General features: G+C 70.5%; 14 protein-coding genes. 11 read left to right on the top strand and 3 right to left on the bottom strand.

What is annotated here, in order from left to right; genetic code table 11:
* The first annotated feature begins 21 nt into the window (after positions 1–21).
* The 4 genes from OG943_RS27430 (at position 22) to OG943_RS27415 (ending at position 4,389) form a co-directional block, all read left to right on the top strand.
* Positions 22–1,464: an NCS2 family permease gene (locus OG943_RS27430; RefSeq protein ID WP_328603807.1), complete on the top strand. Its 1,443-nt coding sequence runs from the start codon at positions 22–24 to the stop codon at positions 1,462–1,464.
* 12 nt (positions 1,465–1,476) lie between these two features.
* Positions 1,477–1,869 (top strand): allophanate hydrolase-related protein, encoded by a 393-nt coding sequence (locus OG943_RS27425; RefSeq protein ID WP_328603806.1) that lies wholly within the window; start codon positions 1,477–1,479, stop codon positions 1,867–1,869.
* Entirely contained in the window at positions 1,866–2,966 is a 1,101-nt protein-coding gene (locus tag OG943_RS27420) for a glycerate kinase (RefSeq protein ID WP_328603805.1), read from the top strand. The genes OG943_RS27425 and OG943_RS27420 overlap by 4 nt, the downstream gene beginning before the upstream one ends.
* A 124-nt stretch (positions 2,967–3,090) precedes the next feature.
* A complete protein-coding gene (locus tag OG943_RS27415; protein ID WP_328603804.1) occupies positions 3,091–4,389 on the top strand; it encodes a pentapeptide repeat-containing protein in 1,299 nt (432 codons plus the stop codon).
* A gap of 35 nt (positions 4,390–4,424) precedes the next feature.
* Here the strand turns inward: OG943_RS27415 and OG943_RS27410 are convergent, their stop codons facing one another.
* Genes OG943_RS27410 through OG943_RS27400 form a run of 3 tightly spaced genes read right to left on the bottom strand, consistent with a single transcriptional unit; the run spans position 4,425 to position 6,245 of the window.
* A complete protein-coding gene (locus tag OG943_RS27410) occupies positions 4,425–5,171 on the bottom strand; it encodes an SDR family oxidoreductase (protein WP_328603803.1) in 747 nt (248 codons plus the stop codon).
* Positions 5,161–5,868, bottom strand: coding sequence for an RraA family protein (locus tag OG943_RS27405; RefSeq protein WP_328603802.1), 708 nt, complete (start codon positions 5,866–5,868; stop codon positions 5,161–5,163). Before OG943_RS27405 ends, OG943_RS27410 begins: the two co-directional genes overlap by 11 nt.
* Positions 5,868–6,245, bottom strand: coding sequence for a VOC family protein (locus OG943_RS27400; protein WP_328603801.1), 378 nt, complete (start codon positions 6,243–6,245; stop codon positions 5,868–5,870). The genes OG943_RS27405 and OG943_RS27400 overlap by 1 nt, the downstream gene beginning before the upstream one ends.
* A 241-nt stretch (positions 6,246–6,486) precedes the next feature.
* Between OG943_RS27400 and OG943_RS27395 the strand changes: the two genes are divergently transcribed.
* The 7 genes from OG943_RS27395 (at position 6,487) to OG943_RS27365 (ending at position 14,008) form a co-directional block, all read left to right on the top strand.
* Positions 6,487–7,653 carry an EfeM/EfeO family lipoprotein gene (locus tag OG943_RS27395; protein ID WP_328603800.1) on the top strand — a complete coding sequence of 389 codons (1,167 nt, stop codon included), beginning with the start codon at positions 6,487–6,489 and terminating at the stop codon, positions 7,651–7,653.
* Between the two features lie 37 nt (positions 7,654–7,690).
* On the top strand, positions 7,691–8,926 hold the full coding sequence (gene efeB / locus OG943_RS27390) for an iron uptake transporter deferrochelatase/peroxidase subunit (RefSeq protein WP_328603799.1): 1,236 nt from the start codon (positions 7,691–7,693) through the stop codon (positions 8,924–8,926).
* A 52-nt stretch (positions 8,927–8,978) separates the two neighbouring features.
* Entirely contained in the window at positions 8,979–10,619 is a 1,641-nt protein-coding gene (locus tag OG943_RS27385; protein WP_328603798.1) for a phospholipase C, read from the top strand.
* 106 nt (positions 10,620–10,725) lie between these two features.
* Positions 10,726–11,286: a GNAT family N-acetyltransferase gene (locus OG943_RS27380; RefSeq protein WP_328603797.1), complete on the top strand. Its 561-nt coding sequence runs from the start codon at positions 10,726–10,728 to the stop codon at positions 11,284–11,286.
* Between the two features lie 73 nt (positions 11,287–11,359).
* Positions 11,360–11,776, top strand: coding sequence for a histone-like nucleoid-structuring protein Lsr2 (locus OG943_RS27375; protein WP_328612155.1), 417 nt, complete (start codon positions 11,360–11,362; stop codon positions 11,774–11,776).
* A 175-nt stretch (positions 11,777–11,951) separates the two neighbouring features.
* Positions 11,952–12,971, top strand: a complete 1,020-nt coding sequence (locus tag OG943_RS27370) for a FecCD family ABC transporter permease (RefSeq protein ID WP_328603796.1) — start codon at positions 11,952–11,954, stop codon at positions 12,969–12,971.
* A complete protein-coding gene (locus OG943_RS27365; protein WP_328603795.1) occupies positions 12,968–14,008 on the top strand; it encodes a FecCD family ABC transporter permease in 1,041 nt (346 codons plus the stop codon). The genes OG943_RS27370 and OG943_RS27365 overlap by 4 nt, the downstream gene beginning before the upstream one ends.
* Positions 14,009–14,010: the final 2 nt, after the last annotated feature.

Genomic DNA, 14,010 nt, shown 5'->3' with positions numbered 1-14,010 from the left:
CCACCGGCAAGGGGAGGACGCATGACCCAGGTACGCATCGAAGACGCTGTGAGCCCGGAGAAAGACCCGGTCCGGAAGTCCCTTATGGACCGCCTGTTCGACCTGACCGAGCGGCGCACGACCGTCGGCCGGGAGGTGCGCGGCGGCGTCACCACGTTCGTCGCGATGGCCTACATCGTGCTGCTCAACCCGCTCATCCTCGGCGCCTCCGCCGACATCACCGGCGCGAAGCTGAGCGCCGCGCAGGTCACCACCGCCACCGCGCTGGCGGCCGCGGTGATGACCGTCCTCATGGGACTGGTCGGCAACGCGCCGCTCGCGATCGCCGCCGGGCTCGGCATCAACGGCATCGTGGCGTTCCAGATGGCGCCGGCGATGACGTGGGCGCAGGCCTTCGGGCTGGTGGTGCTCGAAGGCGTCTGCATCGTGCTGATGGCCGTCAGCGGGATCCGGGAACGCATCATGAACGCGATCCCGCCGCCGTTGAAGATGGCCATCACGGTCGGCATCGGGCTCTACCTCGCCCTGGTCGGCCTGGTCAGCGCGGGGTTCGTGACCCGGACCCCGGACACGGCCGGCACCACCGTCCCGGTCCGCCTCGGCCTCGACGGGCACCTGAACGGCTGGCCGATCGCGGTGTTCTGCTTCGGCCTGCTGCTGATGACCGTGCTCACTTCGCGCAAGGTGCCCGGCGCGGTGCTGATCAGCATCGCGGTGTCCACTGTGTTCGCCGTGGTGCTGCATGACGGCTTCGGCGTCGGCAGCTGGGGCCTGGCCACCCCGACCCTGCCCAGCCACGTCGTGGCGGCCCCGAACTTCGGGCTGCTCGGGCACGTCGACCTGTTCGGCGGCTTCGCCTCGGCGGGTGCGCTGACGGCCACGATCTTCCTGTTCACGCTGGTGCTGTCGGGCTTCTTCGACGCGATGGGCACGATCACCAGCGTTTCGGCCGAAGCCGGGCTGTCGAAGGACGGGCGCGTGCCGAAGATGGGCCGCATCCTGCTGGTCGACGGCGCGGGCGCGATCGCGGGCGGGCTGTCCGGCTCGTCGCCGAACACCGTGTTCCTGGAATCCGCGGCCGGCGTCGGGGAGGGCGCGCGGACCGGGCTGGCGAGCGTGGTCACCGGTGTGCTGTTCGCCGCGACGCTGCTGTTCACCCCGATCGCGGGCATCGTGCCGGCGCAGGCCGCCGCGCCCGCGCTGGTGGTGATCGGCGGGATGATGGTGGCGCAGTGCCGAAACATTCCGTGGAACGACCCGGACTACACGATCCCGGTGTTCCTCACCGTCGCGCTGATCCCGTTCACCTACTCGATCACCAACGGCGTCGGCGCCGGCCTGATCGCGTACGTGCTGATCAAGACCTGCAAGGGGAAGTGGCGCGAGGCCGGCTGGATCCTCACCGTGCTGGCGCTCGTCTTCACCGTCTACTTCGGAATCGACGTCGTCAAGGCGATCCTCTAGAAAGGACCTTCCGTGGCCCTGATCTTCCTCAACGGCGGCGCCATGCGCGGCGAGCCGCTGCACCACCTGCTCGACGGCGCGCCGCTGGTCACCGCGACGACCACGGCGCCGAAGTACCGCTTCTACTCCGTCGGCGGCCAGTGCCCGGCGCTGATCCCGGTCGCCCACGGCGGCGCGCCCGTGAGCGGCGAGGTTTACGACGTCTCGCTGGACGCCCTGCGCGATCGCGTCCTGCCGGCGGAGCCGCCGGAACTGGAGCTGGGCGTGATCGAGCTGGCGGACGGCAGCTCGGCGTTCGCGATGCTGCTGCGCCGCCCGCAGACCTCGCACGTGCAGCTTCGTGACATCACGGAGATCGGCGACTGGCGCGCCTACCGGGCGGCGGAGTCCGAGCCGCGGCCGTGACGGTGCTGGTCGCCCCGGACAAGTTCAAGGGCTCGCTGACCGCGGCCGAAGTCGCGGCGGTGGTGGCCGAGGGTTTCGCGGCGGTTTCGCCGGAGCCGGTGCGGATGCTGCCGGTGGCGGACGGCGGTGACGGGACGGTCGCGGCCGCCGTCGCCGCCGGTTTCCGCCGCGTGCCGGCGCGGGTGCACGGCCCGACCGGACGCCGGGTGACGGCGTACTTCGCGCTCCGGGACGACGTCGCCGTGGTGGAGCTGGCGGAGGCTTCCGGCCTGCACCGGCTGCCCGGCGGCGTGCCGCAACCCCTGACGGCGTCCAGTATCGGCACCGGTGAGCTGATCGCCGCGGCGGTGGCGGCGGGTGCTTCGCGAGTGGTGCTCGGTGTCGGCGGCAGCGCCTGCACGGACGGCGGTGCCGGGATGCTGACGGCGCTGGGGGCGCGTCTGCTGGATGCCTCCGGTGCCGTTCTCCCGCCTGGTGGGGCTTCTTTGGCTTCTCTGTCTACTGTGGACCTTTCGTGGGTGGCTCCGGTGGACGTCTCGCTGGCGTCTGATGTGGATAATCCGCTGCTGGGATCTTCTGGTGCGGCGGCGGTGTACGGGCCGCAGAAGGGCGCGTCGCCGGATGATGTCGTGGTGCTGGAACGCGGTCTGCGACGGTGGTCGGAGGTGGTCGGCCCGGAGTTCGCCGCGGCGCCGGGCGCGGGCGCGGCGGGTGGCGTGGGTTTCGCGGCGCTGGCGGTGCTGGGCGCTCGGATGCGGCCGGGCAGCGGTTTGATGTTGGAGCTGCTGGGTTTTACCGATGCTGTCCGGGACGCGCGGTTGGTGGTCACCGGTGAGGGTTCGTTGGATGAGCAGTCGTTGCGGGGTAAGGCTCCGGTTGGTGTGCAACGTGCGGCTGCTGCGGCGGGCGTCCCGGTGGTCGCTGTCGCGGGTCGTTGTCTGCTCTCTCCAGCGCGGTGGCGGGCGGCGGGTTTTGAAGCCGTGTACGCGCTCACGGACTTGGACCCGGACCCGGCCCGTTGCGTCGCCAATGCCCGGTCTTTGCTGCGGCGCCGGGCGGAGCAGTTGGCGCGTGAGTTTCTGACGCCGTCGCGGTGAGATTCACCCGTACGCCAGCCGTGCGCCGTGCTGAACTAGCTGGATGAATGGTGGGCGAGAGGATCGTTCCCTGCGTGAGTTCGCGTGGGTCTGGGTGTGGCTGGCCCTGGCTGTGAGCGCCGCCGTGGGGATCACGATCACCGTGTTGCTGTGGGGCGATACCTCTGCTAATCATCGAGACGCGTTCGACACCGGATGGAAAAGCGCCGCCGCCGTGCTCGCGATCCTCGCCGCCTTCGTCACCGTCGAACGGCTACGCCTGAGTCAGCGGGAACATCGTCGGCAACTCGCCAACGACGAAGCAACCCACATCACTACTTTGTCCTCCAAAGCCAGCGAGCAACTCGGCAGCGAAAAAGCCGCCGTTCGCATTGGTGGGCTGACCGACCTGGAACGGCTCGCCGAGCAGTACCCGAGCTTGCGGCAGACCGTGGTCGACCGGATCTGCGCGTACCTCCGTGCGCCCTATCAGCTGCCACCCGGTCGCGTCATCCTCGCCGCCGGTGCCGAGCCTGCTTCATCAGACACAAGCGCTGGTGATCCAGAACCATCCGATGAGGAGATCGCGGCTCGCCGGCTGGAGTTGGACGTGCGCCGCACCGCGCAGCAGATCTTGCTCCGCCACCTGCGAAGCTCAGAAACCTCACCCCATGCGTTCTGGAAGAAAATCAGCCTCGACCTCCGAGACGCCGTGCTCATCGAAGTCGACTTCAGGAACTGCCGGATCGCCTCCGCCGACTTCCGGAACGCCACCCTCCACAGCTACTCGTGGTTCGAGGGGGTGACGTTCGCTGGGGACGCTTGGTTCGGCGAGGTGACGTTCGCCGGAGACGCCGAGTTCCGTGGGGCGATGTTCGCCGGGGACGCCTGGTTCGGCGGGGCGACGTTCACCAGGGACGCCGACTTCAGCGAGGTCACGTTCACCGGGAACGCGTGGTTCCGCGCGGCGATGTTCGCTGGAGGCGCCGACCTCAGCGGGGCGACGTTCATCGGGAACGCAGGGTTCGGCGAGGTGACGTTCACCGGGGACACCGAGTTCAGCGGGGCGATGTTCACTGGGGGCGCTTGGTTCGGAGGGGCGGCGTTCGCTGGGGACGTCGAGTTCCGCGGGGTGACGTTCACCGGGAACGCCTGGTTCCGTGGAGCGACGTTCGCCAGGGAAGCCGAGTTCGGCGGGGTGACGTTCACTGGGGACGCGGGGTTTGGCGAGGTGACGTTCGTCGGGGACGCGGGGTTTGGCGGGGTGACGTTCACCGGGGACGCCTTGTTCCGCGGGGCGGCGTACAAAGCTGAGATCAGTTTTGACAATGCTCGTGTTATCAGCCCGAACCGCAAGCACATATGGCCTCGCGGCTGGTGCGTGGAGACAATTCCCCACGGGCCTGGAAGTGAAGCGCGGCTGGTGCGGTCACCGGGCGCGTAAGTGCCCGACGTTGTCCGGGTGAGTTTCGTTGCCACTCATGAGAAACCGCCGTTGCTGGTGAGGAGCTGGCCGGTGATCCAGCCGCCCTCGGGGCTGAGCAGGAAGGCGACCAGGTTGGCGCCGTCGCGGGGCAGGCCGAGGCGGCCGAGCGGGGTCCTGGTGACAACGGCGGCGGCCAGCTCGTCCGTCAGCCAGCCCGTGTCGGTGGGGCCGGGGTTGACGGCGTTGGCCGTGATCCCGAGTGGCCCCAGCTCGCTCGCCGCGGCGAGGACGATCCGGTCCAGCGCGCCCTTGCTCGCGCCGTAGGGCACGTTGCCGACGACGGCGTCACTGGTCAGCGCGACGATCCGGCCGTCTCCGCGCGGGCCGCGGTAGCGCTGGGCGAACTCGCGGATCAGCAGCCAGCTAGCGCGGGTGTTGACGGCGAAGTGCCGGTCGAAGCTTTCCGGTGTGGTGTCCAGCAGCCCGGAGTCCACGGACTCGCAGTGCGCCAGCACCAGCGCCCGGACGTCACCCAGCTCGGCCGTGACGCGGTCGAAGAGCATCGACGGTGTCGCCGGGTCTTCGAGGTCGGCCTCCAGATCGAACGTGCTCGCGATCTCGCCGCGGGCTTCGTCGTGGCCCCAGGGCATCCGGTCGTCGTAGGGCTGCCAATGGGTGGACGCGACGTCCCAGCCGGTCGCGGCCAGCCGGGTGACGATCGCGGCGCCGAGGCCGGTCCGGCGGCCGACACCGGTTACCAATGCGAGCAGGCGGTCACTCCTCAGCGGTTCATTCCTCAACGGCGCCACCGACCGTGCGCAGGTGCTCCCGGAACGTGAGTGAGGGGTTTTCCGCGCGCTGCCGGAGGAAGTCGTCGAACCGCACCTGCGCCCGGAGCGTGGTGCCGCCGCGGATGAGCCCGGCCTGGCGGTGCTCGGTGTCGCGAATGGACTCCGCGAGGCGGAAAACCTCGTCGGCCTCGCTGCCGGGTACGAAGAGCACACCGTCTTCATCGCCGAACACGAGGTCTTCGCGGGTTGTCGTCCACGTGCCGACCGTGGCGCATTCGAGCGCGTCCTCCGGTCGCGTGTGGACACTCAGCGGACCGGTCGGGATCGAACCGAGGCTGAACACGGGCAGCCCGATCGCGGCGAGGTCGGCGGTGTCGCGGTGCAGCCCCCAGATCACGATGCCGCCGACGCCCGCCGTCGCCGCTTCGATCGCGACGAGGTCACCGACGCAGCTCTCGTCGAGACGGCCCTGGTTGTCCACCACGAGCACGTCGCTCGGCTCGCTGCCGGCGAACGCCTCGAGGAAGACGTCCACGCTCCCGACGTGCCGCGCGGGCAGCACCCGGCCGGCCACCCGCGCGCCCGGCGTCGTCGCCCTCGTCCCGGCCGGCGCGCACCGGACCTGCAGCCGCGCCCGGACACAGGCGTCGGCGAGGTGCGCGGTGGTGAGCCCTTCGAAGCGGCGGCGGAGTTCCTGGTTGTCCATCAGCGCGAGCCCTTTCGGCCGGCGTCTTTCGGTGAAGCCAGCTGGAACACGTTCCCGGACGGATCCCGCACCATCGCGCGGAAATCGCCGTACGGGGTGTCCCATGGCGGCTCCATCGAGGTCGCGCCCGCGGCCAGCGCGCGGGCGTAGGTGGCCTCGACGTCGGCGACGTAGACGTACAGGAAGGCGGGGAACAATTCACGGGAGTCCGTCGACGAGATCAGCACCAGTGAATCCCCGAGCCGGACCTGGACCGGGCCGCCGGCGGGCGCCGGGGCGGTCGCGGCGAAGACCGAGACTAGGAAGTCCACGGCGGCCGCGACGTCGGCGACCACCATCCGGGGAGTGACGGTGTGGTAGCCGGGTGGGGTGGTCATCCCGGCAGCCAACCACAGGCCGGGCCGGACGTCCGCCGATTTCCGCCGCGAGCGAATCCGCCATAGGACTCGAACCGGACGTACTGGGTGCGGTCGCTTTGTTCGCTATTTCCGTTTTGGCACTCTCCTGGTTGAAGTCCTGGTGAATTCCCGGTGGGCGGGCTGCCCGACCCCTCGTTTCTTCACTTTCCGCACGCATAATTCCGATCCGGTAGTCCGAACGAGTGGCAGGAGTGTTCACGTGCCGGGGTCTTTGCGTGCCCGCTGGGTGGTGGGGGCCGTCGGCGTGGTGCTGGTCGCGGGGATCGCCGTCGCGGTCTGGCCGGACGGCGCGTCGGCGCAGGATCCGGAGATCACCATTTCCCGCTCCTCCTGTGGTCAGGGCTGGACGGATCCTCGGCCGGGGGCCCAGACCTTCACCCTCCACAACACCGGTTCGGTGACCTCGGAGGTCGACCTGATCGACCCGGGCACCGGCGTCGTCTACGGCGAGGTGGAGGGGCTCGGCGCCGGGACCACCCGGCCGCTTCCGGTGACACTCGGTAACGGAAAGTACGCCTTCCGGTGCCTGCCGGAGGACGCATCGGCGATCGTCGGCCCGGTGAGCACGGTCAGTGGCGGCGCCGAGCGCGGCCCGGGTGTCGCGCCGGTGACCAGCAACGACCTGCTCCAGCCGCTCAAGACGTACCAGGCGCACGTGACGCAGGGGCTGGTCCAGCTGGTCGGCGACATCGCCCCGGTCAAGGACGCCGTGCACCGCGGCGATCGCGCCGGCGCCCAGACCGCCTGGCTCACCGCGCACCTGACCTACGAACGGCTCGGTGCCGCGTACGACGCGTTCGGCGACTCCGACGGCGCCCTCAACGGCACCACCGCAGGCCTGCCCGACGGCGTGTCCGACCCAGGGTTCACCGGCTTCCACCGGCTCGAATACGGGCTCTGGCACGGTGAGGACCTCGGCGCGCTCGGCACCGTCGTGGACCAGCTGGACACCGACGCGCACGCCCTGCAGCAGTCGTTCGCCCAGAGCCAGGTGGACGGCAACGACCTCGGCCTGCGCGCTCACGAGATCGTGGAGAACGCCCTGCAGTTCGAACTCACGGCCCGCACCGACTACGGCAGCGGCACGAACCTCGCCACGGCGCGCGCCAACCTCGACGGCGTCCAGGCCGTGCTCGACGTGCTGCGCCCGGTGCTCGCCCCGCGCTTCCCGCAACTGTCCACCGTGGACAGCTGGATGAAGCGCACCGAGGCGGTGCTCGACGGCGCCCGCCGCGCGGACGGCAGCTGGACGCCCGTCGCGCAGCTGGGCGCGCAGGAGCGTCAGAAGATCAACGGCGATGTCGCCGAGCTGACCGAGCAGCTGGCCCCGATCGCGGCCATCGCCGAGCCGAGGAGAGTTTCTTGAGCACCGCCGACGTACTTCTTCCCGCGGAGGCGGCAGTATGAGCACCGAATCCTCGCGCCGCCATTTCCTGCGCCGCACCGTTGTCGGCGCCGGGCTGACGGCCGTCGCCGGGGTCGGGGTGGGGGCCTCGGCGGCGACCGCGGCCGGCCAAGGCAGCCAAAACAGCCAAAACAGCCAGGACAGTGAAGCGGTCCCGTTCCACGGTGCCCGCCAGGCCGCGATCCTGCGGCAGCCGCCCGCGCAGAGCGTGGTCGCGTCGTTCGACGTGATCGCGGAGAACCGCGCGGAGCTGACCGAGCTGTTCCGGGAGATCACCGACCGCTCGCGGTTCCTGACCACGGGCGGGGCCCCGGCCGCGCTCGGCATCACCGCGCCGCCGGCCGACTCCGGTGTGCTCGGTCCCGTGGTGCCGCCGGGCAGCCTCGGCGTGGTGCTCGGCGCCGGCTCGTCGCTGTTCGACGGCCGGTACGGGCTGGCGGACCGCAAGCCGGCGAAGCTCAAGCCGATGACGATGTTCCCGAACGACGCGCTCGACGCGGCGCAGTGCCACGGCGACCTGTCGCTCACCCTCTCCGCCGAGTCCACCGACACCGTGCTGCACGCGCTTCGCGACATCACCCGCGCCACCTGCGGCGGCATGCAGCTGCGCTGGAAGATCAACGGGTTCAGCTCGCAGCCGCGACCGTCCGGCACCCCGCGCAACCTGATGGGGTTCAAGGACGGCATCGCCAACCCGGCCGAGTCCGAAATGGACCGTCTGGTGTGGGTGTCCGGGGGCGGCGAGCCCGCGTGGACCACCGGCGGCAGCTACCAGGTGGTGCGGCTGATCCGGATGCTGGTGGAGTTCTGGGACCGCGTGTCGCTCACCGAGCAGGAGAACATGTTCGGCCGGCGGCGCGACACCGGCGCCCCGCTCGACGGCGCGAACGAGCAGGACGTGCCGCGCTACGCCGACGACCCGGTGGGCACGGTCATCCCGCTGACCAGCCACATCCGCAAGGCGAACCCGCGCACCGCCGAGACCGACAACAGCCGGATCCTGCGCCGCGCGGTCAACTACGACCGCGGCGTGGACGTGAACGGCAACCTGGACATGGGCCTGGTTTTCCTCTGCTACCAGCAGGACCTCGAGCGGCAGTTCGAGGCGGTCCAGAAGCGGCTCGTGGACGAGCCGCTGGTCGACTACATCTCCCCGTTCGGCGGCGGTTACTTCTTCGCGCTGCCCGGGGTCACCGGTCCCGACGACCACTTCGGCCGGGCGTTGCTCGCCTGAGCCGGCCCCCCAGTTCCCACCACGAGGTCACCGAGATCAGGAGGATTCCCCAGTGGACACAGGAATCGGCAGACGGCGCCGCCGGTCACGGCGGCTGCTCGGCGCCGGCGCGCTCGCTTCGGCGGCCGCGCTGGTGATCGTCACCGGCTCCGCGGCGACGTCGGCGGACGCCCAGCCGCTGCGCCCCCAGCCCGCGTCGTGGCTGCCGACGCTCACCCCGATCAAGCACGTCGTGGTGATCTTCGGCGAGAACATCTCGTTCGACCACTACTTCGGCAGCTACCCGAACGCGACCAACGAGAACGGCACCCCGTTCCAGGCCGCGCGCAACACCCCGAAGGTCAACGGGCTTTCGCCGCAGCTCATGACGGACAACCCGAACGCCTACAACCCCAAGCGGCTCGGCCCCGACCAGGCGCTGACCTGCGACCAGAACCACGGTTACGGCGCGGAGCAGGCCGCCTTCAACGGCGGCAAGATGGACAAGTTCGTCGAGAAGACCGAGACGGACAAGTGCACCGGGCAGCCCGTGCTGTTCGGCGAGCCGGGCCTGGTGATGGACTACTACGACGGCAACACCGTCACCGGCATGTGGAACTACGCGCAGAACTACGCGCTGAGCGACAACTCGTTCAACACCGTGTTCGGCCCGTCCACCCCGGGCGCGATCAACCTGATCTCGGGCCAGACGCACGGCATGCAGGCGGTCGACCCGGTCACCCACGAGCCGGCCACGGACGCCTACGTCACCCAGTCGCCGGACGCCAAGGGCGTCGGCACGGTCATCAACGACCCGGACCCGGCGTGGGACGACTGCTCCGACAAGAACCACACCGCCACCGACAACCTCGGCGCGATGCAGGGCCGCAACGTCGGTGACCTGCTCAACTCGCGGCACGTCACGTGGGGCTGGTTCCAGGGCGGCTTCAAGCCCACCGGCACCGCGAACGGTTACGCGCAGTGCGGCGCGCAGCACGCGAACGTGGGCGCCCAGTCCTCCGTGGACTACAGCCCGCACCACGAGCCGTTCCAGTACTACGCGTCCACGGCGAACCCGCACCACCTGGCGCCGTCCTCGGTGCAGGCGATCGGCCAGACCGACCGCGCGAACCACCAGTACGACGTCAGCGACTTCAACGACTCGCTGAAGGCCGGCTCGATGCCCGCGGTGAGCTTCCTCAAGGCGCCCGAATACCAGGACGGCCACGCGGGCTACTCCGACCCGCTGGACGAGCAGCAGTTCGTCGTGAACGAGATCAACCAGATCCAGAAGTCGCCGGACTGGCGCTCCACCGCCGTCGTGCTCGCCTACGACGACTCGGACGGCTGGTACGACCACGTCGGCGCGACGGTCGTGAACGGCTCGAAGGACGCCTCGCAGGACCAGTCGGTCTGCACCGGCAAGCCGACCACGCAGGGCAAGTACGCGGACCGCTGCGGTTACGGCCCGCGCCTGCCGATGCTGGTCATCTCGCCGTACAGCAAGGTGAACTACGTCGACCACACCCGGACCGACCAGACCTCGGTGCTGCAGTTCATCGAGGACAACTGGTTCGCCGGCCGCGTGGGCGACTCCTCGTTCGACAGCCGGTCCGGCGGGCTGTGGAACATGTTCAACTTCTGGTGGCCGCAGGCGGGCAAGCTCCCGCTGGACCCGAAGACGGGGGCGGCCGCTCCCGGCGGTCACCACTGACGCGGTAACTGCTCCAGCCGAAGGCCACCGGGTGATCCTGCCCGGTGGCCTTCGGCGTGGAAAAGGCGTTTGCGAAAGGGGTTCCGGGGCTGGTCCAATCCCGCGTGTGACGAACTGGACCGAAACGCCACGGCTGCGCCTGCGCCCGTTCACGCCGGGCGACGCAGCCGATCTCGCCGCGCTTCACGGCGACCCGGAGGTGATGCGGTTCATCGACGACGGGCGCCCGGTGCCGCGCGAGGTCGTCGAGAACTCGACGCTTCCGGGGTTCCTCGCGGAATACCGCGAGCGGTCCCACGAGCACGGTTGTTTCGTCGCGGAGGAAACCGGGACGGGCCGGTTCCTGGGCTGGTTCTCCGCTCGCCCCGCCGTGAGTGCCGGGCTGGACGGCGGCATCGAACTGGGCTATCGCCTGCGGCCGGCGGTGTGGGGACGCGGTTTCGCGACCGAAGGGCTGCGCGCGGTGGTCGACCGGGTTTTCACCGGTCCCGGCGTCGAACGGGTCGTCGCCACCACGATGACCGTCAACACGCGTTCCCGGCGGGTGCTGGAGAAGGCCGGGCTCAGGCACGTGCGCACCTTCTTCCTCGAGTGGCCGGAATACCTCGAAGGCGCGGAACACGGGGATGTCGAGTACGCCCTGTCCAGAGAGGAATGGGGCGTGTGACAGAGCGCGACATTAGTCGACACGATAGGGTTCGCCCAGGCACATCCTGTAGAAGGTGAAGGAACGACGAACCATGGCGCAGAAGGTTCACGTCGAGATGGTCGACGACATCGACGGCAGCATCGCCGAGCAGACCGTCCCGTTCAGTCTCGACGGTGTTAGTTACGAGATCGACTTGTCGGAAGACAACGCCGCCGCCCTTCGTGACGAGCTGGCCCGTTACGTGGCCGCCTCCCGCCGGACCGGTGGCCGCAAGGTCCGGCTGGCCGCGGGCCAGGCCCCGCGTCCGACGTCGTCCGCGGCCGACCGCGAGCGCAACCGCCTCATGCGCGAGTGGGCGGAGGCCAACGGCTTCGCGGTCTCCGACCGGGGCAGGCTGCCGGCCGAGATCGTCAAGGCCTACGAGGAGCGCGAGGAAATCGTGGAGGTCGAAGAGGCCCCCGCCAAGCCCGCCCGCAAGCGTGCCCCGCGCAAGAAGGCGAACGCCTGAACCGCACGGGGGAGGGCCCGTCACCGCACCGGCGGTGACGGGCCCTTTCTCTTCGGGTGATTCAGGCGCTGCGGTGACTTAAGGGCTGCGGTGACTTAGCCGACAGTGGAGTTCTCGCGCGCGAGAGGTAGATTAGCCAAGCCTAATCGCCCCCGCCCCGCAAAGGTAAAGAACTGTGGCTGACCGTGCCCGGCCGAGAGCGCTTTCCCTGACGTCCGGGCTGGTTGTGCTCGCCGTCGCGCTGGTGCTGGCCGTGCTGCTCAGCATCGCCGTCGGGTCGCGGGGACTGTCCTTTGCGGCCGTCCTCGACGCACTGTTCCACTTCGACGCCGCCAATCCCGATCACCTCGTGGTCCGCGAGCTGCGCCTGCCGAGGACACTCGCCGGGGTGCTCGCGGGAGTCGCGCTGGGACTGTCCGGCGCCGTCATCCAAGGCGCCACGCGGAATCCGCTCGCCGACCCCGGCCTGCTCGGGGTGAACGCCGGCGCCGCGCTGTTCGTGGTGCTGGGCATCAGCACGCTCGGTATCACCAGCGTCACCGGCTACGTCTGGTTCGGCTTCGCGGGCGCGGCGGCCGCCGGTGCCGTGGTGTACGGGATCAGCGCGCTCGGCCGCGTCGGCGCGACACCGATGAAGCTCGCCCTCGCGGGTGCGGCGGTGACGGCCGCGCTCCAGTCCGTGACGAGCGGGCTGCTGCTCACCGACGCCACGACGTTCGACCAGTACCGGTTCTGGCAGGTCGGCTCGCTCACCGGCCGGGACGAGGCCACGATCACCCAGGCCGTCCCGTTCATCGTCGTCGGCGTGGTGCTGGCGCTGGTGTCCGCGCGGATGCTGAACGCGCTGGCGCTGGGGGAGGACGTCGCCCGCGCGCTGGGCCAGAACGTCGCCGTCGCGCGCGTGGTCTGCGCGCTCGCCGTGGTCGTCCTTTGTGGATCCGCGACGGCGATCGCGGGCCCGATCGCGTTCGTCGGCCTGACCGTGCCGCACGTGGCGCGGCTGATCACCGGGCCGGACCACCGGTGGCTGCTGCCGTACTCGGCGCTGATCTCGCCGTTGCTGCTGCTGGTGTCCGATGTGGTCGGCCGGGTCGTCGCGCGCCCCGCCGAGGTGCAGGTGGGCATCGTCACCGCGGTGATCGGGGCGCCGCTGTTCATCGTGCTGGTGTGCCGCCGGAAGCTGGTGACGGTGTGAGCGCGCCGCTCGCCGAGGCCGTCCGCGTGGTCAGGACGGCCCGGCGCCACGGGGCCGCGCGCGCCCGGGTCGTCTCGCTCGTGCTGGCCGTGGCCCTGGTGGTGGTCTTCGCGCTTTCGCTGGCTGTCGGCGACTTCACCGTGCCGCTCGGCGACCTGCCCGGCATCCTGCTGGGCGACGGCACCGGCGGCGGCGCGTACGTGGTGACGGAGCTGCGCCTGCCGCGGGCCGTCACGGGCCTGCTCGTGGGTGTCGCGTTCGGACTCGCGGGCGCGCTTTTCCAGCGCCTGCTGCGGAACCCGCTGGCGAGCCCCGACGTGATCGGGGTGACGCAGGGCGCGAGCGCCGCGGCCGTGCTGTGCATCGTCCTGTTCGGCGTGTCCGGCGCGGTGGTCTCGGCCGCGGCGCTCGGCGGCGCGCTCGTCACCGGCACGGTGATCTACCTGCTCGCGCGCCGCGGCGGGGTGAGCGGCTACCGGCTCGTGCTGATCGGCGTCGGCGTCGGCGCGGTGCTGACCAGCGTCGTCTCGTACCTGATGACCTGGGCCGACGTCACGCTCGCGCAGCAGGCGCTGGTGTGGCTCACCGGGAACCTCAACGGGCGCGGCTGGGACCACGTCGTGCCGCTCGCGATCGCGCTGGTGGTGCTGGTGCCCGCGGCGCTGGTGCTCGGCCGCGCGCTCACCGGGCTGCAGCTCGGCGACGACACGGCGGCGGGCCTCGGCCTGCGCGTCGAGCGGACCCGGCTCCTGCTGCTCGTGGTGGCGACGGCGTTCGCCGCGTTCGCGACCGCGGCGGCGGGCCCGGTGGCGTTCGTCGCGTTCGTGGCCAACCCGATCGCGACCCGGCTGACCGGCGGCGCCCGGACCGGCCTCGTCCCGCCCGCGCTCACCGGCGCGCTCGTGACCCTGCTCGGCGACTTCGCCGCGCAGCACCTGCTCGGCTCGCAGCTGCCGGTCGGGGTCGTCACGGGCGCGGTCGGCGCGCCGTACCTGCTCCTGCTGCTCGCGACCGCGAACCGCGCCGGCCGAGTCTGAAA

Origin of the sequence: Amycolatopsis sp. NBC_00345 (genome assembly GCF_036116635.1) — a bacterium.
Taxonomy (GTDB): Bacteria; Actinomycetota; Actinomycetes; order Mycobacteriales; family Pseudonocardiaceae; genus Amycolatopsis.
Note: the sequence above shows the minus strand (reverse complement) of the source record. Positions and strands in the feature narration are given on the sequence as shown.

Bases quoted from the DNA above. Each gene is read 5' to 3' on its own strand.
- OG943_RS27430 (WP_328603807.1), top strand. From the start codon at position 22: ATGACCCAGGTACGCATCGAAGACGCTGTGAGCCCGGAGAAAGACCCG.
- OG943_RS27405 (WP_328603802.1), bottom strand. From the start codon at position 5,868: ATGGACAACCAGGAACTCCGCCGCCGCTTCGAAGGGCTCACCACCGCG.
- OG943_RS27400 (WP_328603801.1), bottom strand. From the start codon at position 6,245: ATGACCACCCCACCCGGCTACCACACCGTCACTCCCCGGATGGTGGTC.
- efeB (WP_328603799.1), top strand. From the start codon at position 7,691: ATGAGCACCGAATCCTCGCGCCGCCATTTCCTGCGCCGCACCGTTGTC.
- OG943_RS27375 (WP_328612155.1), top strand. From the start codon at position 11,360: ATGGCGCAGAAGGTTCACGTCGAGATGGTCGACGACATCGACGGCAGC.